Origin of the sequence: Agromyces aurantiacus (assembly GCF_016907355.1) — a bacterium.
GTDB lineage: Bacteria > Actinomycetota > Actinomycetes > Actinomycetales > Microbacteriaceae > Agromyces > Agromyces aurantiacus.
The window spans coordinates 3,198,303-3,216,650 of sequence record NZ_JAFBBW010000001.1; the positions used below are offsets into that span (position 1 = coordinate 3,198,303).

Below are 18,348 nucleotides of genomic sequence, written 5' to 3' on the forward strand. Positions count from 1 at the left end.
CGCGACCGCACCGCGCCTCCGAGGTGCACGAGCGTTCGCCGAGCGCGTGTAGATCCGGCGAGAGCGCGCGGGCAGGCACCCGCGTTCGCCGGATGTACACGCGCTCGGCGCACGGACCATCCGACGACGGCCGGCGGGTCAGCGTGCGGCGCGGAGCTTCGCGATCTCGTAGAGCGTGACCGACGCCGCGATGCCGGCGTTGAGCGACTCGGTCGCCGCGGAGATCGGGATGGAGACGATCGCGTCGCACGTCTCGGTCACCAGGCGCGAGAGTCCCTTGCCCTCCGAGCCGACCACGATGACGATCGGGCGGTCGGCGAAGTCGAGCCCGGGCAACGACACGTCGCCGCCGCCGTCGAGGCCGAGCACGAACACGCCGCGCTCCTTCAGCGACTTGAGCGTCTGCGTGAGGTTCGGCGCCATCGCGACCGGCACGCGCGCGGCCGCGCCGGCCGAGGTCTTCCAGGCGGCCGCGGTGACGCCGACCGAGCGGCGCTGCGGCACGATGACGCCCTGGCCGCCGAACGCCGCGGTCGAGCGGATGATGGCCCCGAGGTTGCGCGGGTCGGTGACGCCGTCGAGCGCGACGAACAGCGGCGTGAGCCCGTCGGCGAGCACCTCGTCGAGCAGGTCGACGGGGTGCGCGTACTCGTAGGGCGGCACCTTGAGGGCGAGGCCCTGGTGCACGCCGCCCTCGCCGGCGAGCCGGTCGAGCTCGGGCCGCATGACCTCGAGGATCGGGATGCCGCGATTGGTGGCGATCTTGACGGCCTCCTTCACGCGGTCGTCCATCTCGATGCGCGCGGCGAGGTAGAGGGTCGTCGCAGGGATGCGCGTGCGCAGCGCCTCGACGACGGCGTTGCGGCCGGTCACGATCTCGGACTCGTCGCCCGACTTCGATCGCCGCGCGGCCCCCGATGCGCCGCGCGGCGCACCGGCGCGCGCAGGGGCGCGCCCGCCCGCCTTCGCCGCGGCGCGCTCGGCGGCCGCCTTCTTCTTGTAGGCCTGGTGGTACGGCCGGTCCTCGGCCTTCGGCGTGGGGCCCTTGCCCTCGAGCGCCTTGCGGCTGTGGCCGCCCGTGCCGACCTGCTGGCCCTTGCCCTTCTTGCGCACCGCTCCGGCGCGAGGCTTTCCGCTGCTGCCCTTCATGAGGTGAGGCTCCAATGCGTTCCGGTCTGGCTGTCTTCGATGGTGATGCCCGCGTCCGCGAGTTCGGCGCGGATGCGATCGGCGGCGGGCCAGTCCTTGGCCTCGCGCGCGGCGCGGCGGTCGGCGATGAGCCGCGAGACGAGGGCGTCGAGCGCGGATGCCGCGGGGCCCGCGTCGGTCGACCAGTGGGGGTCGGTCGGGTCGATGCCGAGCACGCGCACCATCGCGAGGACCTGCGCGCGCAACTCGACGGCGGCGCCGAGGTCCTCGCCGTCGAGCGCCTGGTTGCCCGCGCCGACGGTCTCGTGCAGGACGGCGAGGGCCTGCGGCACGCCGAGGTCGTCGTCCATGGCCTCCGCGAACGCGTCGGGCCACGTGCCATCCGCGGCCTCGGCCGCATAGCGGGTACCGGCGAGACGTCGGTCGACGCGGACCAGGAAGGTGCGGATGCGCTCGACCGCGGCCTCGGCCTCCTCGAGCGAGTCGGGCGAGTAGTCGAGCGTCGAGCGGTAGTGCGCCTTGCCGAGCAGGTACCGCACGGCGAGGGGGGAGGCGAGAGCGGTGAGCTCGTGCGCGTACACGGAGTTGCCGAGCGACTTCGACATCTTCTGCCCGCCGACGTTCACGAGGCCGTTGTGCACCCAGTACCGCGCGAACGCCTGACCCGCCGCGGTCGACTGGGCGAGCTCGTTCTCGTGGTGAGGGAAGCGCAGGTCGAGCCCGCCGCCGTGCAGGTCGAACTCGGTGCCGAGGTAACGCGCGGCCATCGCCGAGCACTCGATGTGCCATCCGGGACGCCCGGCGCCCCACGGCGACTCCCACCCGGCCGAGGCGGGCTCCGTCGGCTTGTGCCCCTTCCACAGGGCGAAGTCGCGGGGGTCGCGCTTGCCGCGCGGATCGGAGTCGGCGGCGGCCTCCATGTGCTCGCGCGACTGGCGGGTGAGCTCGCCGTAGGCCGGCCAGCTCCCGGTGTCGAAGTAGACGTCGCCCGAGCCGTCCGGGGCCGGGTAGGCGTGGCCGAGGTCGATGAGCCGCCCGATGATCTGCTGCATCTGCGTGACGCTCGCGGTCGCGCGCGGCTCGTACGTGGGCGGGAGGATGCCGAGCGAGTTGTACGCGGCCGTGAACTCGAGCTCGTAGCGGTACGCGAGCGACCACCACTGCTCGCCGATGCCCTCCTCGGCGGCGGCGTTCAGGATCTTGTCGTCGATGTCGGTGACGTTGCGCACGAACGTGACGCGGTACCCGCGCGCGGCGAACCAGCGGCGCATGAGGTCGTAGACGAGCGCACTGCGCAGGTGCCCGATGTGCGGACTCGACTGCACGGTCGGGCCGCAGACGTACATGCCGACGTGCCCCTCCTCGAGGGGCACGAAGTCACGCAGGGCCTGGGCCTTCGAGTCGTAGAGTCGCACGGTCACCCCGCAAGCCTACCGGCGGGGCGGCGGCGCGGCCGGGCGATGACGGATGCGGCGCCGCGGCCTGGCACCGGCCCGCGGCGCCGCACCCGGTCAGGCCGGCAGGATCGTCGCCGTCGCGATCGCGGCGACGCCCTCGCCGCGGCCGGTGAAGCCGAGGCCGTCGGTCGTGGTCGCGGCCACGCTCACGGGCGCGCCCAGGATCCGCGAGAGCAGCGCCTCGGCCTCGGCCCGACGCGGCGCGAGCTTCGGGCGCGTGCCGACGACCTGCACCGACACGTTCCCCACGCGGAATCCCGCCTCGGCGAGGCGGCGCACGGTCTCGGCGAGGAACACCTCGCCGTGCGCGCCCGAGAAGCGCGGGTCGTCGGTGCCGAACATGCCGCCGATGTCGCCGAGGCCGGCTGCGGCGAGCAGGGCGTCGCAGATCGCGTGGGCGGCGGCATCGCCGTCGCTGTGGCCCGAGAGGCCGCGCTCGCCCGGCCAGTGGAGTCCGGCGAGCCAGAGCGGCGTCGCGGGGTCGTCGGCGAACGCGTGCACGTCGAGGCCGGTGCCGACGCGCGGCGCGACGGACATCGCGTGCGGGGCGGACTCGATCGCGCGGCGCGACGCGGCATCCGTCCCGGCCCGCTCGGCGACGAGCTGCTCGGCGCGGTGCAGGTCGGCGGGCACGGTCACCTTGAACGCCCGGGCGTCGCCGGGCACCACGTCGATCGGCACGCCGGTGGCGGCCACGAGCGCCGCGTCGTCGGTGGCCTCGCCCTCGGCGCGCGTGTAGGCGACATCGAGGACCTCGCGGGGGAAGCCCTGCGGCGTCTGCATGGCGGCGAGCTCGGACCGGTCGACGGTCTCGAGCACGCGTCCGTGCGCGTCGACGCGCTTGATGGTGTCGACGACGCCGAGCCCGGGCACGATGCCGTGGCCGCGGCCGCGCACGGCCGCCGCCACCTCGTCGAACACCGCGGACGGCGTGAGGGGTCGGGCCGCGTCGTGCACGAGCACGGTCTCGATGAGGTGCGGGAGCACGGCGAGGCCGTTCGCGACGGACTGCTGGCGCGTGAGGCCGCCGGCGACGACGTCGAAGGGGGCGGATGCCGCGGCGACCCGCCGGGCGAACCGCGCGCGCACCTCGTCGACGCGGTCCTCGGGCGCGACGACGACCACGTGCGGGACCTCGCGCATGCCGAGCACGGCATCCAACGCGACGCCGAGGATGGTGTCGCCGCCGAGCGGCACGAACGCCTTCGGCTCGGAATGGCCGAGGCGCGTGCCGCTGCCGGCGGCGACGACGATGACGGCGACGGTCGGGTCGTTCGCGTTCACGCTCCGAGCGTAACGCGCGGACTAGGAGGCGAGGACCTCGTCGAGCACGCTCGAGGCCTGCTCCTCGTCGGTCTTCTCGGCGAGCGCGAGCTCGGAGATGAGGATCTGGCGCGCCTTGGCGAGCATGCGCTTCTCACCGGCCGAGAGGCCGCGGTCCTGGTCGCGGCGCCAGAGGTCGCGCACGACCTCGGACACCTTGATGACGTCGCCCGATGCGAGCTTCTCCAGGTTCGCCTTGTAGCGGCGCGACCAGTTGGTCGGCTCCTCGGTGAAGGGGGCGCGCAGCACCTCGAAGACCTTGTCGAGGCCCTCCTTGCCGATGACGTCGCGGACGCCGACGAGGTCGACGTTCTCGGCGGGCACCTCGATGACGAGGTCGCCCTGCGTGACGTTCAGCTTGAGGTAGAGCTTCTCTTCGCCCCTGATGATGCGTTTCTTGACTTCAACGATCGTTGCGGCTCCGTGGTGCGGATAAACGACGGTCTCGCCAACCTCAAAAAGCATGAATCGGTGTCCTTTCGGCAACTTTCAGGATATCACACCGAGTTCCTGCTAGGGTTCCGCCTCCGCGCCCGGGAGCGGCCTCCGCCGTAGGCTACACTCGACCCGAACCCATGCGCGCGGGCTCCATGCGCCTGCGCGCACGCACGTCATTGGAGGTCCTGTGAAGGCGCGTCTCGCGGCATCCGCTGCTCTGGCTCTCGGCATCGCGATCGGCGGAAGCGGCTGCGCCATGATCACCTACCAGGCCACGACCGAGAAGTACGACGCGAGCGACGGCATCTCGCTCGACCTCGGCGACGTGCAGGTGCGCAACGCGCTCGTCGTCAGCGAGGACGGCCAGGAGGGCAACCTCGTGGCGTCGTTCACCAACACGGGCGAGAAGCGCGCCACGGTCGAGATCGAGGTCGTCGAGTCCGGCGAGACCGCGACGGTCGACGTCGGCGCGGGCGAGACGGTCTCGCTCGGTGCCGGCGACGAGGAGCCGCTGCTCATCGAGGACCTGGGCGCCGAGGTCGGCGGCCTCGCCGCGATGTACTTCCAGCAGGGCTCCGCCGAGGGGCGCGAGGTCCAGGTGCCCGTGCTCGACGGGCGCCTGCCCGAATACGAGGACCTCGTCCCGTAGACGTCTTCGGCGGGCGAGCGTCCGCCGACCCACGCACGAGAGCGGATGCCGCGGCGCGAGCCGTGCGGCATCCGCTTCGTCGTTCCCGGCCGCCTCGGCGGCCGCGGCCGTCACGCCTCGAAGCGGTAGCCCAGACCACGGACCGTGACGAGCTGCACGGGTTCCGAGGGGGTCAGTTCGATCTTCGAGCGGATCCGCTTGATGTGCACGTCGAGCGTCTTCGTGTCGCCGAAGTAGTCGCTGCCCCACACCCGGTCGATGAGCTGCCCGCGCGTCAGCACCCGTCCGGCGTTGCGCATGAGCAGCTCGAGCAGCTCGAATTCCTTCAGCGGCATGGCCACGGGCTCACCGTCGACCTCGACCGTGTGCCGGTCGACGTCCATGCGCACCCGGCCGCCCGTGATGATGCCCTCGTCGATCTCGTCGGGCTCGATGCGGCGGCGGAGCACCGCACGGATCCGCGCGAGCAGTTCGCGCGTCGAGTACGGCTTGGTGACGTAGTCGTCGGCGCCGAGCTCGAGCCCCACGACGATGTCGACCTCGGAGTCCTTGGCCGTGAGCATGATGATCGGCACCGACGAGCGCTGCCGGATCTCACGGCACACCTCGGTGCCGGGCAGGCCGGGGAGCATGAGATCGAGGAGCACGAGGTCGGCGCCGTCGCGATCGAACGCCGCGACCGCCGACGGCCCGTCGGCCGCGACCTCGACCTCGTAGCCCTCGCGTTCGAGCAGGAAGCTCAGCGGGTCGCTGAGGGCGATCTCGTCCTCGACGAGCAGGATGCGGGTCACTCGGTGTCTCCTCGGGCGGGTGCCGACGGCAGCGCGGCGGCGATGCGGGCGGGGGGTTCGGGGCGCACGGGCGCCGGCGTGGAGGCGACGGACGACGCCCCGGCCGGCCCGGCGGCGCGCTCGGCGTCGGCGACGCGCGCGGCGTCATTCGCGGGGGCGGACTCCGACCCCACGACGGGCCGCTCGGCCAGCGGCAGGCGGATCGTGAAGGTCGACCCGCGCCCGGGGCGCGACCACACGCGCACGTCGCCGCCGTGGTTCTGGACGGTGTGCTTGACGATGCTGAGGCCGAGCCCCGAGCCGCCGGTGTTGCGCGACCTCGCCTGGTCGACCCGGTAGAACCGCTCGAACACGCGGTCGAGGTCCTCGGGCGCGATCCCGATGCCCTGGTCGGCGACCGAGATCTCGACGGCGTCGCCGTCGACGATGACGCCCACGCCGACGCGGCCGCCCTCGCTCGAGTAGGCGATGGCGTTCGAGACCAGGTTGTGCACGGCCACGACGAGCAGCGCCTGGTCGCCGTAGACCTCGGCGCCCGACTTGGCGCGGACGGCGACCTCGACGCCCTTGGCTGCGGCGACGACGCGATTCTGGTCGACCGCGGCCGCGACGATGCGGTCGACATCGAGCAGCTCGTCGCGCCGCAGCGCGTCGCGCGCCTGCAGCCGGGACAGCTCGATGACCTCGCCCGTGATGTGCGCGAGGCGGGTCGACTCGACCGAGAGCCGGTCGGCGAAGCGGCGCACCTGCTCGGGCTCGTCGGCGGCGTGGTCGAGGGCCTCGGCGAGCAGGCTCACCGAGGCGATGGGGGTCTTCAGCTCGTGGCTGATGTTGGCGATGAAGTCGCGGCGCACCTCGTCGAGGCGATGCGCCTCGGTGCGGTCGTCGGCCAGGAGCAGCACGAACCGCGTGCCGAGGCGCGCGACCCGCACCGCGAGTCGCATGGTCGCGTCGCTGTACGGTCCGCGCGGCAGTTCGAGATCGGTCGCGATGGGCTCGCCGGTGCGGCGCACGGCCGCGACGAGCTCGACGAGCTCGTGGTGCGCGAGCATCTGGTTGCGCACGAGCCCCATCGCCAGCGCGCCAGGTGACGCGCGGAGCACGTTGTTCGACGGGTCGAGGACCACGCCCGCCGACTCGAGCACGTCGAGCACCTGGTCGACCCCGTCGGGGATCGTGGGAGCGACGACGCGCGCGGCGCTCTGGCCGCGGCGCTCGGCCATGTGCAGCACGACCGTGAACCCGGCTCCGAGCAGGAGCCCGAAGGTCAGCGCGGCCAGCACCGACCAGGTGGTGTCCATGGCACCACCCTAACCATGGGGCGCCCCGCCCCGACGCCGGGAGGTGCATCGCAGAGGGGTAGGTTGGGGAGTGTTCAACAGCACGGCACCTGCCGTTCACCTTCGAGGGCGAGGATGTCGCGAGCCGGTTGACGCCGGTGGTTCCCGCGTGCCCGACGCGGGGCGGAAGACCGAAGGGGTCGGAAACAGATGCGTGAGGTGTTCCAGCAGGAACTGCGCGAGGTCCAGGACGGGCTCGTCGAGATCGCGACGCTCGTCGCCGAGGCCATCGAGAAGGCGACCCGCGCCTTCAACGAGTCGAACGTGAGCCTCGCCGAGGAGGTCATCGCCGACGACCACCTCATCGACCAGCGCACGCAGGCGCTCGACGAGCTCGCGATCACGATCCTCGCGCGCCAGCAGCCGGTCGCGCGCGACCTGCGCATCGTCGTGAGCGCGCTGCGCATCTCGGCGTCGCTCGAGCGCATGGGCGACATGGCCACGCACATCTCGCAGCTCGCGCGCTACCGCTTCCCCGACAAGGTCGTGCCGAAGAGCCTGCGCCCGACGTTCGCCGAGATGGGCGCGCTCGACGTCGACATCGCGAAGCAGCTCGTCGAGCTGCTGCGCAACGAGGACGTCCAGCTCGCGGAGGAGATCCGCAATGAGGACGACAAGGTCGACGCGCTGCACCTCTCGGTGTTCGACAAGGTGCTCGGCGAGACCTGGAAGGGCGGGGCCGTCGACACGGTCGACGCGACCCTCGCGAGCCGCTACCACGAGCGCTTCGCCGACCACGCGGTCTCGATCGCGAAGAAGGTCCAGTACCTCGCCACGGGCGACTGGGTGCCCGAGACCGTCTGAGCGCTGATCACCGAGCGGGTCGAGGAGGGCGCCCGGCGCCCGTCCCGGAACCCGAGCCACGGCATGACGAAGGGCCGAGCGGATGCGACATCCGCCCGGCCCTTCGCTCGCGTCGGGGGTTCGACCTACTTCTTGCCCTGCGCCGCGACCGCGGCCGCGCCGGCCGCCGCCGCCTCGGGGTCGAGGTACTCGCCGGGCTTGGTCGGCATGAAGTCGTCGCCGAGCTCGTAGACGAGCGGGATGCCCGTGGGGATGTTCAGGCCCGCGATGTCGTCGTCGGAGATGCCGTCGAGGTGCTTCACGAGCGCGCGCAGCGAGTTTCCGTGCGCGGTCACCAGCACGGTCCTGCCCGCCTGCAGGTCGGGGATGATGTCGGACTGCCAGTACGGCAGCATGCGCGCGATGACGTCCTTCAGGCACTCGGTGCGCGGCATCTCGTCGCCGGAGAGCCCGGCATAGCGCGGGTCGCCGACCTGCGACCACTCGGCGTCGTCGTCGATGGGCGGTGGCGGCGTGTCGAACGATCGGCGCCAGAGCATGAACTGCTCCTCGCCGTACTTCTCGAGGGTCTCGGCCTTGTCGAGGCCCTGCAGGGCGCCGTAGTGGCGCTCGTTCAGGCGCCACGAGCGCTTCACGTCGATCCAGAGGCGGTCGGCCTCCTCGAGCGCGATGTTCGCGGTCTGGATCGCACGGGTCAGCACGGACGTGTGGAGCACGTCGGGCAGGACGCCCTGCTCGACGAGCAGCTCACCGGCACGCTTCGCCTCGGAGCGCCCGAGGTCGCTGAGCCGGACGTCGACCCAGCCGGTGAACAGGTTCTTCTCATTCCAGTCGCTCTGGCCGTGGCGCAGCAGCACGAGGGTGTAGACCATGCGCTCCAGCCTACCGGCGCGACCTCGGCCGCCTCGCGGCGCGGTCCTCGCGTGACGCGACGCGATGCGCGGGCGGGCGGATGGCGCGAGCCGGCCGCCGGCCGCCGGCCGCCTGCGAGACTTGGGGGCATGCCGGTCGGATCCATCACGCGGGGCACGACGAACACGAACCGCCTGCGTCGCGTCGACCGGTGGATCGCCGCCCAGCCGCAGTTCCGTCGGGCGGCCGATCCGCTCGTGGTCGACCTCGGCTACGGCGCGAGCGGGGTGACCGCCTTCGAGCTCGCCGACCGGCTGCGCCGTGCCCGCCACGACGTGCGCGTGCTCGGCCTCGAGATCGACCCGGCGCGCGTGCGCACGGCGACGGCGCAGCTCGCCGAGGTGCGCGCGGGCGACACGCCCTTCCCCGCCGACCTGCCGGTGTCGTTCGCCCTGGGCGGGTTCGAGGTCCCGATGCCCGGCGGCGCGCGGCCGGCCGTCATCCGCGCGTTCAACGTGCTGCGCCAGTACGACGAGGCGGAGGTCGCGGCCGCGTGGTCGCGCATGGCCGCCCGGCTCGCACCGGAGGGCCTCCTCGTCGAGGGCACGTGCGACGAGCTCGGCCGCATCGCGTCGTGGGTGGGCCTGTCGGATGGCGCGCCGCGCACGTTCACGATCAGCCTGCGCCTGCGCGACCTCGACGCGCCATCGGTCGTCGCGGAACGGCTGCCGAAGGCGCTGATCCATCGCAACGTCCCCGGCGAGCGCGTGCACGAGCTGCTCGGGGCGCTCGACCGGGCCTGGCGGATGCACGCGCCGCTGTCGGTGTACGGCCCGTCGCAGCGATGGATCTCGGCGACGCGCACGCTGCGCGACGAGGGCTGGCCGGTTCGCGGCGGCATGCAGCGCTGGCGGCTCGGCGAGCTCACGCTGGACTGGGCCGCGGTCGCGCCGCGCTGACGCGCCCGACGCGCGGTCAGTCGCCCGGCAGGAGCGCGCGGGCGTCGTCGAGCCGCAGCCCGGTCGCGGTGAGCAGGTCGACGAGGTACGGCCGGAGCGAGCCGAGCGTGCGCCGATCGCCGGGCGGGCCGTCGGGCAGGATCGCGGCCGGCTCGAGGTGCCGGGCGATCTCGGAGAGCCCCTGCCGGGCGACGGGCTGCTGCGCGACGTCGCGCATCGAGTCGTCGAGCACCTGCACGAACGGGACGATGCGGGCGACGACGTCGGCGATCTCGGGACGCGGCCGGCCGTCGCGGAGGATCCACTCGATGCGGCGCGCGACGATCCGCAGGTTGCGCGTGGCGAGGTCGAGCCCCGACAGCATGGTGCGCTGTCGCTCGAGGTCGAAGCGCGACCGGCGCACGATCGGCGAGACCCGTGCGATCGCGAGGCCCGAGTCGACGCTCGCCGTCCACGCCTCGACGAGCGGCTGCGTCGACCTGGCCCGCGAGAGCGCGCGCGCGGCGGCATCCGCCTCGCCGTCCCGCAGCGCGGAGGACAGTTCCCGCAGCACCGCGATGTGCTCGGCGAGGAGCCGGCGGCCGTCGCGGAGCGCCGTGCGCCGCGGGTCGCGCGGGATCACCGCGGTCGCGAGCAGCGCGAACGCGCCGCCCACGAGCCCGTCGACCGTGCGGACGAACGGACCGCCGTCGGGCGCGGGGACGAGCATGACGAGCGAGCACTGCACCGCCGCAGCGATGGCGAACGCGGCGTTGGGCGAGAGGAACCGCGCGACCGCGAGGGTCAGCGCGAGCGCGACCGCGAACTGGACGAGTCCGCTGCCGGCCAGAAGCAGCAGCACCTCGGCGAGCGCGATGCCGAGCGTCATCGCGACGGCGGTCTCGAGCACGCGCACGGGGCGCGCGTCGCGCACGAAGCCCAGCGCGGTGATCGCGACGAGCGCCGAGATGAGCGGCTGCTGGTGGCCGAGGACGAAGACCGAGAACGCGTACGCCGCGACGGCCGTCGCGGTGATCTGGAGGATGGCGGGCAGCGAGTCGCGCACCCGGACGAGGCCCGCGGCGACCCGCGTGGGCGGCCCGGGCGCCGTCGTCACGGACGGACGCCGAGCCGTGGCAGGCGGGGCACCTCGACGGCCGCGCCCGCGTCGGCGGGGACGATCTCGACCTGCGCGGCCGCGACGTCGATGCCGTGGCTCTCGACGATCAGCTCGAGCGCTGGCGGCACGGCGCGCTTGACCACCGCGAGGGCGATCGGCCCGAGCTCGTGGTGCATCGCCGACGACGTGACGTGGCCGACGACGCGCCGCTCGGGCTCCTCGCCCGGCGCGGGTTCGGGCCGCGCCTTGACGCCGACGACCTCGTCGCCGGGCTTCGGCAGCACGGTGTCGCTGCCGTCGAGGTGCAGCAGCACCAGTCGGCGCGGCGGACGGCCGAGGTTCACGACCTTGGCCACGGTCTCCTGCCCGCGGTAGCAGCCCTTGTGCAGGTCGACGGCGCTGCGCAGCCAGTCGAGCTCGTGCGGGAGCGTCTTCTCGTCGACCTCGGTCGCGAAGCGCGGCCGCCAGGCGGCGATGCGCAGTGCCTCCAGCGCGAGCACGCCCGCGGGCTCGGCACGCCCCGCGCGCACGGCCGCGGCGAGCCCGGCGAGCGCCTCGCGCGGCACGATCGCCTCGACGTAGCGCCAGGACGCGCCGGGGTGGTTCGGGTCGTGCGAGTAGCGATGCCCGTTCGGCAGCTCGAGCCGCCAGGGATCACTCCAGCGGATGGCCCCCGCCGGGAGCTGGAGCGGGAACCCGTCACCCTCGGGCATGGCCCCGACCACCGCGTACCGGTCGCTCACGTCGGCGACCTCGACGCGCAGCATGAAGCGCATGCGGTCGAGCCATGACGCGAGCGCGGGCGCCTCGGCGCCCTCGACGACGAGCCAGGTGCGCTCGCCGTCGTCGACGGCGTGGACCGCGTGCTCGACGTGCCCCGCGGCGTCGAGGAACAGCGACTCCGCGCTCTCGCCGGGGGCGAGCCGGTCGAGCCGCTGGCTCGCCATCGAGTTCAGCCAGGTGAGCCGGTCGGGTCCCGTGACCGTGACGACGCCGCGGTGCGAGAGGTCGACGACGGCGCGGCCCAGCTCGAGCCGGCGCTGCTCGACCATCGGGTTGCCGTAGTGCGCGGCGACCCCGTCGTCGGCACCCTCGCCGGGCACGGCACCGGGCAGCGACAGGAAGGGCGAGCCGGTCATCAGTCGACCTTCGCCAGTCGCGCCGACGCGTGGGTGCGCAGGTCCTGGCCGAGGGCGGCGATGTCCCAGGCCCAGAGCAGGTGGTTCTCGACGAGCCCGTAGAGCCGGGTCGCGGCGGCGTACTCCTTGGCGCCCGCCGCACGCATGACCGCGTCGGTCACGAGGTCGATGCGCGGGCCCTTGACCTGTCCGAGGTACAGCTCGCTCACCCCGCCCGGATGCACGATGCCGACCTCGAGGTCGAACCCGCCGGCGGCGTTGCGCAGGGTCTCGACTGCCTCGGCGTCGGGGTAGCGGGTCATGCCCTCGGCGGGAAGCAGGCCCGGACCCGGATCGCCCTGCCCGAGCGGGCGCGCGAGCCGCCAGTAGCCGGTCTCGGCGGCGAGCGGCGTGGGCTCCGCGTCATCCGACTCGGGGAAGAGCCACGTGGAGGACGTGTAGTTCAGGTACGGCAGGCCGTCGTGGCTGAAGCTCACGCGCTGGCCGAACTCGTGCGTGACCGAGCCGTCGCCGACCTTGTAGTCGATCACGCCGGACCCCTCCCAGACCCCGATGAGCCAGGAGAGCGGAACGAGCTCGGCAGGGAGATCGACCGGCAGTTCGATCACGGGCTAGCGCTGCCCCTTGAAGAGCTTGAAGACGACGACCCCGCTGATCCAGGCGATCGCGAGGCTCGCAAGACCGAGCAGGCCGATGAAGAAGAGTTCGAGCGCGAGCAGCGAGGACATGCCCCGAGTCTACCCGCTGCTCAGCCGACGACCGGCAGCAGCGCGAGCGCCCCGGCCGCCGTCACGATGGCCGCGCCCGTCACGGAGGCACTGACCCGGCCGAGGAATCCGTGCGGGCGGCGCGACGCGAGCTGCAGGGCGAGCGCGCCCACGACCGCCGCCGCGAACACCATGCCCAGGGCCGACAGCGCGGCGTACGGCCCGGCGTCGCCGAACCAGTCCCGCCGGCCGGCGTACGCGGACCCCACGACCAGCCCGGAACCGACGAGCGCGATGAGCCAGACGACCGGGATGGCCCAGCGCCCGAACCCCGTCGCGCGCGCCTCCGCCTCCGCCTGCATCCGCTGCTCCCCTTCGCCGCCGACCGCCCGCCGTAGCACGCCGTTCATCGTCCCGTAGTATTGACCGCACCTTACTACTGGAGGGTGCTCGTGGCGCAGCTGCTGATCCTCACTCCGGCAGCCAACGACGACGTTCTCCCGGCCCTGTCGCTCCTGACGCATCGAGTGCGCGTGATCCCCGCGTCACCCGACCAGCTCGTGCGCGCGCCCGACGCCGACCTCGTGTTCCTCGACGCGCGCACCAACCTCGCCGGCGCCAAGGCGCTCGCGCAGATCCTCCGCACCACCGGTCTCTCCGTGCCGCTCCTGCTCGTGGTCACCGAGGGCGGCCTGACCGCGGTCACGCCCGACTGGGGCATCGACGACGTCGTGCTCGAGGCCGCCGGGCCGGCCGAGATCGACGCGCGCATCCGGCTCGCGATCGGCCGCGCGCAGGCGACCCAGCCGGCCGAGCGGATCCAGACCTCCGGCGTCGTCATCGACGAGGCCAGCTACTCCGCGAAGGTGCACGGCCGCCCGCTCGACCTCACCTACAAGGAGTTCGAGCTGCTGCGCTTCCTCGCGGCCCACCCGTCGCGCGTGTTCACCCGTGAGCAGCTGCTCAGCGAGGTGTGGGGCTACGACTACTTCGGCGGCACCCGCACGGTCGACGTGCACGTCCGGCGCCTGCGCGCCAAGCTCGGCGACCTCGACAGCCTGATCGGCACGGTCCGCAACGTGGGGTACCGCTTCAACGTCCACGAGGAGGACGACCGCGACGTCGACGTCACGGCCCGGTGACCTGCGCGTCACCCCCGCGTCGCAGCCCGGTGGCATGATGTGGGGATGACCGCGGAGAGCACCCTCGACGACGACCGCACCGCGAGCGACTTCGACGACGACTTCGAGCCGCTCGACATCGACGGTGCGCCCGAACTGCTCGCCGAGCGCTACCTCGACCGCGAGCTCAGCTGGCTCGCGTTCAACCAGCGCGTGCTCGAGCTCGCGGAGGATCCGCGGCTGCCCGTGCTCGAGCGCGCGAACTTCCTCGCGATCTTCGCGTCCAACCTCGACGAGTTCTTCATGGTGCGCGTCGCGGGGCTGAAGCGCCGGATCAACACCGGCCTCGCGATGCCGACCAACGTCGGCCGCACCCCCCACGAGGTGCTCGCCGACATCTCCCGCAAGGCGCACGAACTGCAGCTGCGCCACGCCGCCGCCTACCAGGAGCTCGTGAAGCCCGCACTCGCGGAGTCGGGCATCCACGTCATCTCGTGGGACGACCTCGACGACGCCGAACGCGAGCACCTGCACGAGTTCTTCAGCGCGCAGATCTTCCCGGTGCTCATGCCGCTCGCGGTCGACCCGGCGCACCCGTTCCCCTACATCTCGGGCCTCTCGCTCAACCTCTCGGTGCGGGTGCGCAACAGCCGCACCGGCCGGCAGGAGTTCGCGCGCGTCAAGGTGCCGCAGATGCTGCACCGCTTCGTGCGCGTCGACCCGTCGGAGTCGGTCGAGGACGCCCGGTACATCGCGCTCGAGGAGCTCATCGCCAACCACCTCGGCGACCTCTTCCCCGGCATGGAGATCCTCGACCACCATGTGTTCCGCGTCACGCGCAACGAGGATGTCGAGATCGAGGAGGACGAGACCGAGAACCTCATCAAGGCCCTCGAGAAGGAGCTGCTGCGTCGGCGGTTCGGGCCGCCCATCCGGCTCGAGATCTCCGACGACATGGACGACGTCACCCTCGGGCTGCTCGTGCGCGAGCTCGACGTCACCGAGCAGGAGGTGTACCGCCTGCCCGCGCCGCTCGACCTCGGCGGCCTCTTCGACCTCGCCCGGATCGACCGGCCCGACCTGCACTACCCCACGCACGTGCCGGCGACGAACGCCCAGCTGATGCCCTCCGAGCCCAACCGGCAGGCCGACGTGTTCGCCGCGATCTCGCGCAAGGACGTGCTGCTGCACCACCCCTACGAGTCCTTCGCGACGAGCGTGCAGGCCTTCCTCGAGCAGGCCGCTGCCGACCCCGACGTGCTCGCCATCAAGCAGACCCTGTACCGCACCTCGGGCGACAGCCCCATCGTCGAGGCCCTGATCGACGCGGCCGAGTCGGGCAAGCAGGTGCTCGCTCTCGTCGAGATCAAGGCCCGGTTCGACGAGGCCGCGAACATCACCTGGGCGCGCAAGCTCGAGAAGGCCGGCGTGCACGTGGTCTACGGGCTCGTCGGCCTGAAGACGCACTGCAAGCTCGCCCTCGTGATCCGCCAGGAGAAGGGCGGGCTGCGCCACTACAGCCACATCGGCACGGGCAACTACAACCCCAAGACGAGCCGCATCTACGAGGACCTGGGGCTCCTCACCGCCGACGACCAGGTCGGCAAGGACCTCACCCGGCTGTTCAACGAGCTGTCCGGCTACGCGATCGAGAAGAAGTTCAAGCGCCTGCTCGTCGCGCCGCTGCACCTGCGCAAGGGCCTGCTCAAGCTCATCGCGCAGGAGACCCGCAACGCCGAGGCCGGCCGGCCCAGCGGCATCCGGATCAAGGTCAACTCGATGGTCGACGAGGCCATCATCGACGGGCTCTACCGGGCGTCGAACGCCGGGGTGCCGGTCGAGGTCTGGGTTCGCGGCATCTGCAGCCTGCGCCCGGGCATCCCCGGGCTCAGCGAGAACATCCGCGTCCGCTCGATCCTCGGCCGCTACCTCGAGCACTCGCGGATCTTCACCTTCCACAACCAGGGCGACCCCGTGGTGTACATCGGCTCGGCCGACATGATGCACCGCAACCTCGACCGCCGCGTCGAGGCCCTGGTCCGGCTCGCCGACCCCGATCACATCGCCGAGATCGGCATCCTGTTCGACGAGGCGATGAACGACCGCACCAGCTCGTGGCACCTCGACGCCGATGGCGAGTGGACCAGGAACTCGACGGATGACGCGGGGCGCCCGCTCGACGACCTGCAGCAGCTGCGGATCCATCGCACGGCCCACCGCAGCACGCGAACGGCCAAGCGCCGATGAGCCAGGTCGTCACCGCCGTCTACGCGGCCGGCGCGGTGTGCTGGCGCGTCATCGACGGGCGCGTGCACGTGCTGCTCGTCCACCGCACGGTGTACGGCGACGTCACGATCCCCAAGGGCAAGGTCGATCCCGGCGAGACCCTGCCCGAGACGGCCGTGCGCGAGATCGGCGAGGAGACCGGCCTGCGCGTCGCGCTCGGCGTGCCGCTCGGCGTCTCCCGGTACGCGATGCCGAGCGGGCGCGAGAAGATCGTGCACTACTGGGCCGCGCATGTCAGCGACAAGGCGGTCCAGCGCTCGACGTTCCGGCCCAACGCGGAGATCGCCGCGCTCGAATGGGTCACGATCAAGCGCGCCCGCGGGTACCTCAGCTACGAGCCCGACCGCGAGATCCTCGACAACTTCGCCGCGCTCGTCGAGCAGGAGATCACCGGCACGTTCGGGATCATCGTGCTCCGGCACGGCAAGGCGCAGGCCCGCGGCGCCTGGAAGGGCACCGACGCCTCGCGACCGCTCGTCGAGCGCGGCGTGAAGCAGGCCGCGGCGCTCGTCGGCATGCTCGGCGCGTGGGCGCCGAAGAAGCTCGTGTCCAGCCCGGCCGTGCGATGCGTCACGACCGTCGCACCGTTCGCCGCGGCATCCGGGCTGCCCGTCAAGCGCGACGACGGCATCAGCCAGGATGCCTGGGAGGCCGGCAACGACGAGGTGCGCCGCGTCATCGGCAAGCGCGTGCGGGTGGGCAAGACCGCGGTCGTGTGCAGCCACGGGCCGGTGCTGCCCGAGATCATGCGCGAGATCGCGCTCGCGACGGGCACCCCGCTCGGCTCGTACGTGTCGGATGCCGCGGGGCTCGAGGTCGGCGAGTTCAGCGTCGTGCACCTCTCGGCCTCCAACCCGTCGTCGGGCATCATCGCGATCGAGACGCACGCGCCGCGCGCGTAGCCGGCGCCGCACCCAGCGGACGCGCAGCGCGGCGCCGTCGGGGTGTCGACGCCCGTTCACCTTCCGTTCACCGTCGCGGGGGATGCTCGTCACGCACGCTGGTTAGCGTCGCAGGCGGGTCGGCACCGGCCCCCTGCACACAGAACCCGGAAGGGAAACACGTGAACCTCAAGCGTTTCGGCGCCCCCGCCGTCATCGCCATGACCGCGGCCCTCGCGCTCAGCTCCTGCGCCGCGAACGAGGGCGGCTCGGGCGAGCCCGCCGCCTCGGAGTCGACGCTCTCGGGCAACCTCGTGGGCGCGGGCTCGTCCGCGCAGGACGCCGCACAGCAGGCGTGGATCGCCGCGTTCCAGACCGCGAACCCCGACGTGACGATCGACTACGACCCCTCGGGCTCGGGCGCCGGTCGCGACACCTTCCTCGAGGGTGCGAGCGACTTCGCCGGCTCCGACCGTCCGTTCAACGACGAGGAGCTCGCCGCGGGCGGCTTCGCCAAGTGCGCCCCCGACACGAGCATCGTCGAGCTCCCGGTCTACATCTCGCCGATCGCCGTCGTCTTCAACCTCGAGGGCATCGACTCGCTGAACCTCGACCCCGCCACGATCGCGGGCATCTTCGCGGGCACGATCACCACGTGGAACGACCCGGCGATCGCCGCGACGAACGAGGGCGTCGAGCTGCCCGACCTGGCGATCACGCCGGTGCACCGCTCCGACGACTCGGGCACGACCGAGAACTTCACCGACTACCTCGCGGCGGCCGCGCCCGACGTGTGGACCTACGAGCCCGACGGCGTGTGGCCGATCGAGGGCGGCGAGGCGGCCCAGGGCACCTCGGGCGTCATCGACGCGGTGACCAACGGCACCGGCACCATCGGCTACGCCGACGCCTCGCGCGCCGGTGACCTCGGCACCGCGGCGGTCAAGGTCGGCGACGAGTTCGTCGAGTACTCGCCCGAGGCCGCGGCCGCGGTCGTCGACGCCTCCCCCGCGGCCGAGGGCCGCGAGGACGGCGACCTCGCGATCGAGGTCGACCACGCCACCACCGAGGCGGGCGTCTACCCCGTCGTGCTCGTCAGCTACCTCATCGGCTGCAAGGAGTACGCCGAGTCCGACAACGTCGAGCTCGTGAAGTCGTACTTCTCGTACGTCGCCAGCGCCGAGGGCCAGGAGGCCGCGGCCGAGGCCGCCGGCTCCGCCCCGATCTCCGACTCGCTCCGCGAGCAGATCACCGCTGCGATCGACTCGATCCAGTAGTAGGTTCGTGCCCGACCCCGAGCGTTCCGTCACGGAACCCCGGGGTCGGGCACGGGCATGTCCCCAGCACCGCACA

Annotated in this window: 18 protein-coding genes; 7 read left to right on the forward strand and 11 right to left on the reverse strand. The window is 72.5% G+C overall.

Features of this window, described 5'->3' with window-relative positions:
* Nucleotides 1-138: 138 nt before the first annotated feature.
* From rlmB to JOD46_RS15155, 4 genes are all read right to left on the reverse strand, one after another.
* Nucleotides 139-1,149, reverse strand: a complete 1,011-nt coding sequence (rlmB, locus tag JOD46_RS15140; protein WP_204395328.1) for a 23S rRNA (guanosine(2251)-2'-O)-methyltransferase RlmB — start codon at nt 1,147-1,149, stop codon at nt 139-141.
* Nucleotides 1,146-2,570 (reverse strand): cysteine--tRNA ligase, encoded by a 1,425-nt coding sequence (gene cysS, locus JOD46_RS15145; protein ID WP_204395329.1) that lies wholly within the window; start codon nt 2,568-2,570, stop codon nt 1,146-1,148. The genes rlmB and cysS overlap by 4 nt, the downstream gene beginning before the upstream one ends.
* Before the next feature lie 90 nt (nt 2,571-2,660).
* The gene (gene ispD / locus JOD46_RS15150) at nt 2,661-3,890 is read right to left on the reverse strand and encodes a 2-C-methyl-D-erythritol 4-phosphate cytidylyltransferase (protein ID WP_204395330.1); all 1,230 of its coding nucleotides are present in this window, start codon (nt 3,888-3,890) and stop codon (nt 2,661-2,663) included.
* A 21-nt stretch (nt 3,891-3,911) separates the two neighbouring features.
* Nucleotides 3,912-4,394 carry a CarD family transcriptional regulator gene (locus JOD46_RS15155; protein ID WP_204395331.1) on the reverse strand — a complete coding sequence of 161 codons (483 nt, stop codon included), beginning with the start codon at nt 4,392-4,394 and terminating at the stop codon, nt 3,912-3,914.
* Nucleotides 4,395-4,554: 160 nt separating this feature from the next.
* On the opposite strand from JOD46_RS15155, the gene JOD46_RS15160 reads away from it, so the two are divergent.
* On the forward strand, nt 4,555-5,016 hold the full coding sequence (locus tag JOD46_RS15160; protein ID WP_204395332.1) for a DNA modification methylase: 462 nt from the start codon (nt 4,555-4,557) through the stop codon (nt 5,014-5,016).
* A 110-nt stretch (nt 5,017-5,126) separates the two neighbouring features.
* On the opposite strand, the gene JOD46_RS15165 is transcribed toward JOD46_RS15160, so the two are convergent.
* Together JOD46_RS15165 and JOD46_RS15170 are read right to left on the reverse strand one after the other, a co-directional pair.
* A complete protein-coding gene (locus JOD46_RS15165; RefSeq protein ID WP_204395333.1) occupies nt 5,127-5,807 on the reverse strand; it encodes a response regulator in 681 nt (226 codons plus the stop codon).
* Entirely contained in the window at nt 5,804-7,108 is a 1,305-nt protein-coding gene (locus tag JOD46_RS15170; RefSeq protein ID WP_204395334.1) for a sensor histidine kinase, read from the reverse strand. The genes JOD46_RS15165 and JOD46_RS15170 overlap by 4 nt, the downstream gene beginning before the upstream one ends.
* Before the next feature lie 189 nt (nt 7,109-7,297).
* Here JOD46_RS15170 and phoU point away from each other — a divergent pair, with 189 nt between their 5' ends.
* The gene (phoU, locus tag JOD46_RS15175; RefSeq protein WP_204395335.1) at nt 7,298-7,951 is read left to right on the forward strand and encodes a phosphate signaling complex protein PhoU; all 654 of its coding nucleotides are present in this window, start codon (nt 7,298-7,300) and stop codon (nt 7,949-7,951) included.
* A gap of 125 nt (nt 7,952-8,076) precedes the next feature.
* Here the strand turns inward: phoU and JOD46_RS15180 are convergent, their stop codons facing one another.
* On the reverse strand, nt 8,077-8,823 hold the full coding sequence (locus JOD46_RS15180) for a phosphoglyceromutase (RefSeq protein ID WP_204395336.1): 747 nt from the start codon (nt 8,821-8,823) through the stop codon (nt 8,077-8,079).
* A 129-nt stretch (nt 8,824-8,952) separates the two neighbouring features.
* On the opposite strand from JOD46_RS15180, the gene JOD46_RS15185 reads away from it, so the two are divergent.
* Nucleotides 8,953-9,762 carry a class I SAM-dependent methyltransferase gene (locus tag JOD46_RS15185; RefSeq protein WP_204395337.1) on the forward strand — a complete coding sequence of 270 codons (810 nt, stop codon included), beginning with the start codon at nt 8,953-8,955 and terminating at the stop codon, nt 9,760-9,762.
* A gap of 16 nt (nt 9,763-9,778) precedes the next feature.
* Here JOD46_RS15185 and JOD46_RS15190 read toward each other — a convergent pair whose 3' ends face one another.
* From JOD46_RS15190 to JOD46_RS15205, 4 genes are all read right to left on the reverse strand, one after another.
* Nucleotides 9,779-10,858: an FUSC family protein gene (locus tag JOD46_RS15190; protein WP_204395338.1), complete on the reverse strand. Its 1,080-nt coding sequence runs from the start codon at nt 10,856-10,858 to the stop codon at nt 9,779-9,781.
* Nucleotides 10,855-12,000: a CAF17-like 4Fe-4S cluster assembly/insertion protein YgfZ gene (gene ygfZ / locus JOD46_RS15195; protein ID WP_204395339.1), complete on the reverse strand. Its 1,146-nt coding sequence runs from the start codon at nt 11,998-12,000 to the stop codon at nt 10,855-10,857. The genes JOD46_RS15190 and ygfZ overlap by 4 nt, the downstream gene beginning before the upstream one ends.
* Nucleotides 12,000-12,608 carry a nitrobindin family protein gene (locus JOD46_RS15200; RefSeq protein WP_204395340.1) on the reverse strand — a complete coding sequence of 203 codons (609 nt, stop codon included), beginning with the start codon at nt 12,606-12,608 and terminating at the stop codon, nt 12,000-12,002. The genes ygfZ and JOD46_RS15200 overlap by 1 nt, the downstream gene beginning before the upstream one ends.
* A gap of 140 nt (nt 12,609-12,748) precedes the next feature.
* Nucleotides 12,749-13,117, reverse strand: a complete 369-nt coding sequence (locus JOD46_RS15205; RefSeq protein WP_204395341.1) for a hypothetical protein — start codon at nt 13,115-13,117, stop codon at nt 12,749-12,751.
* A gap of 42 nt (nt 13,118-13,159) precedes the next feature.
* Between JOD46_RS15205 and JOD46_RS15210 the strand changes: the two genes are divergently transcribed.
* The 4 genes from JOD46_RS15210 to pstS all read left to right on the forward strand — a co-directional run bounded on the left by JOD46_RS15210 (nt 13,160) and on the right by pstS (nt 18,272).
* The gene (locus JOD46_RS15210; protein ID WP_204396729.1) at nt 13,160-13,849 is read left to right on the forward strand and encodes a response regulator transcription factor; all 690 of its coding nucleotides are present in this window, start codon (nt 13,160-13,162) and stop codon (nt 13,847-13,849) included.
* A 45-nt stretch (nt 13,850-13,894) separates the two neighbouring features.
* Nucleotides 13,895-16,075, forward strand: a complete 2,181-nt coding sequence (locus JOD46_RS15215; RefSeq protein WP_204395342.1) for an RNA degradosome polyphosphate kinase — start codon at nt 13,895-13,897, stop codon at nt 16,073-16,075.
* On the forward strand, nt 16,072-17,016 hold the full coding sequence (locus JOD46_RS15220; protein ID WP_204395343.1) for an NUDIX hydrolase: 945 nt from the start codon (nt 16,072-16,074) through the stop codon (nt 17,014-17,016). The genes JOD46_RS15215 and JOD46_RS15220 overlap by 4 nt, the downstream gene beginning before the upstream one ends.
* 161 nt (nt 17,017-17,177) lie before the next feature.
* A complete protein-coding gene (gene pstS, locus JOD46_RS15225; protein ID WP_372432718.1) occupies nt 17,178-18,272 on the forward strand; it encodes a phosphate ABC transporter substrate-binding protein PstS in 1,095 nt (364 codons plus the stop codon).
* Nucleotides 18,273-18,348: the final 76 nt, after the last annotated feature.

Excerpts from the sequence above, each read along its gene's own strand:
- rlmB (WP_204395328.1), bottom strand. The coding sequence starts at position 1,149 with ATGAAGGGCAGCAGCGGAAAGCCTCGCGCCGGAGCGGTGCGCAAGAAG.
- JOD46_RS15170 (WP_204395334.1), bottom strand. The coding sequence starts at position 7,108 with ATGGACACCACCTGGTCGGTGCTGGCCGCGCTGACCTTCGGGCTCCTG.
- ygfZ (WP_204395339.1), bottom strand. The coding sequence starts at position 12,000 with ATGACCGGCTCGCCCTTCCTGTCGCTGCCCGGTGCCGTGCCCGGCGAG.
- JOD46_RS15215 (WP_204395342.1), top strand. The coding sequence starts at position 13,895 with ATGACCGCGGAGAGCACCCTCGACGACGACCGCACCGCGAGCGACTTC.
- JOD46_RS15155 (WP_204395331.1), bottom strand. The coding sequence starts at position 4,394 with ATGCTTTTTGAGGTTGGCGAGACCGTCGTTTATCCGCACCACGGAGCC.
- JOD46_RS15220 (WP_204395343.1), top strand. The coding sequence starts at position 16,072 with ATGAGCCAGGTCGTCACCGCCGTCTACGCGGCCGGCGCGGTGTGCTGG.
- JOD46_RS15205 (WP_204395341.1), bottom strand. The coding sequence starts at position 13,117 with ATGAACGGCGTGCTACGGCGGGCGGTCGGCGGCGAAGGGGAGCAGCGG.
- phoU (WP_204395335.1), top strand. The coding sequence starts at position 7,298 with ATGCGTGAGGTGTTCCAGCAGGAACTGCGCGAGGTCCAGGACGGGCTC.
- JOD46_RS15185 (WP_204395337.1), top strand. The coding sequence starts at position 8,953 with ATGCCGGTCGGATCCATCACGCGGGGCACGACGAACACGAACCGCCTG.
- JOD46_RS15180 (WP_204395336.1), bottom strand. The coding sequence starts at position 8,823 with ATGGTCTACACCCTCGTGCTGCTGCGCCACGGCCAGAGCGACTGGAAT.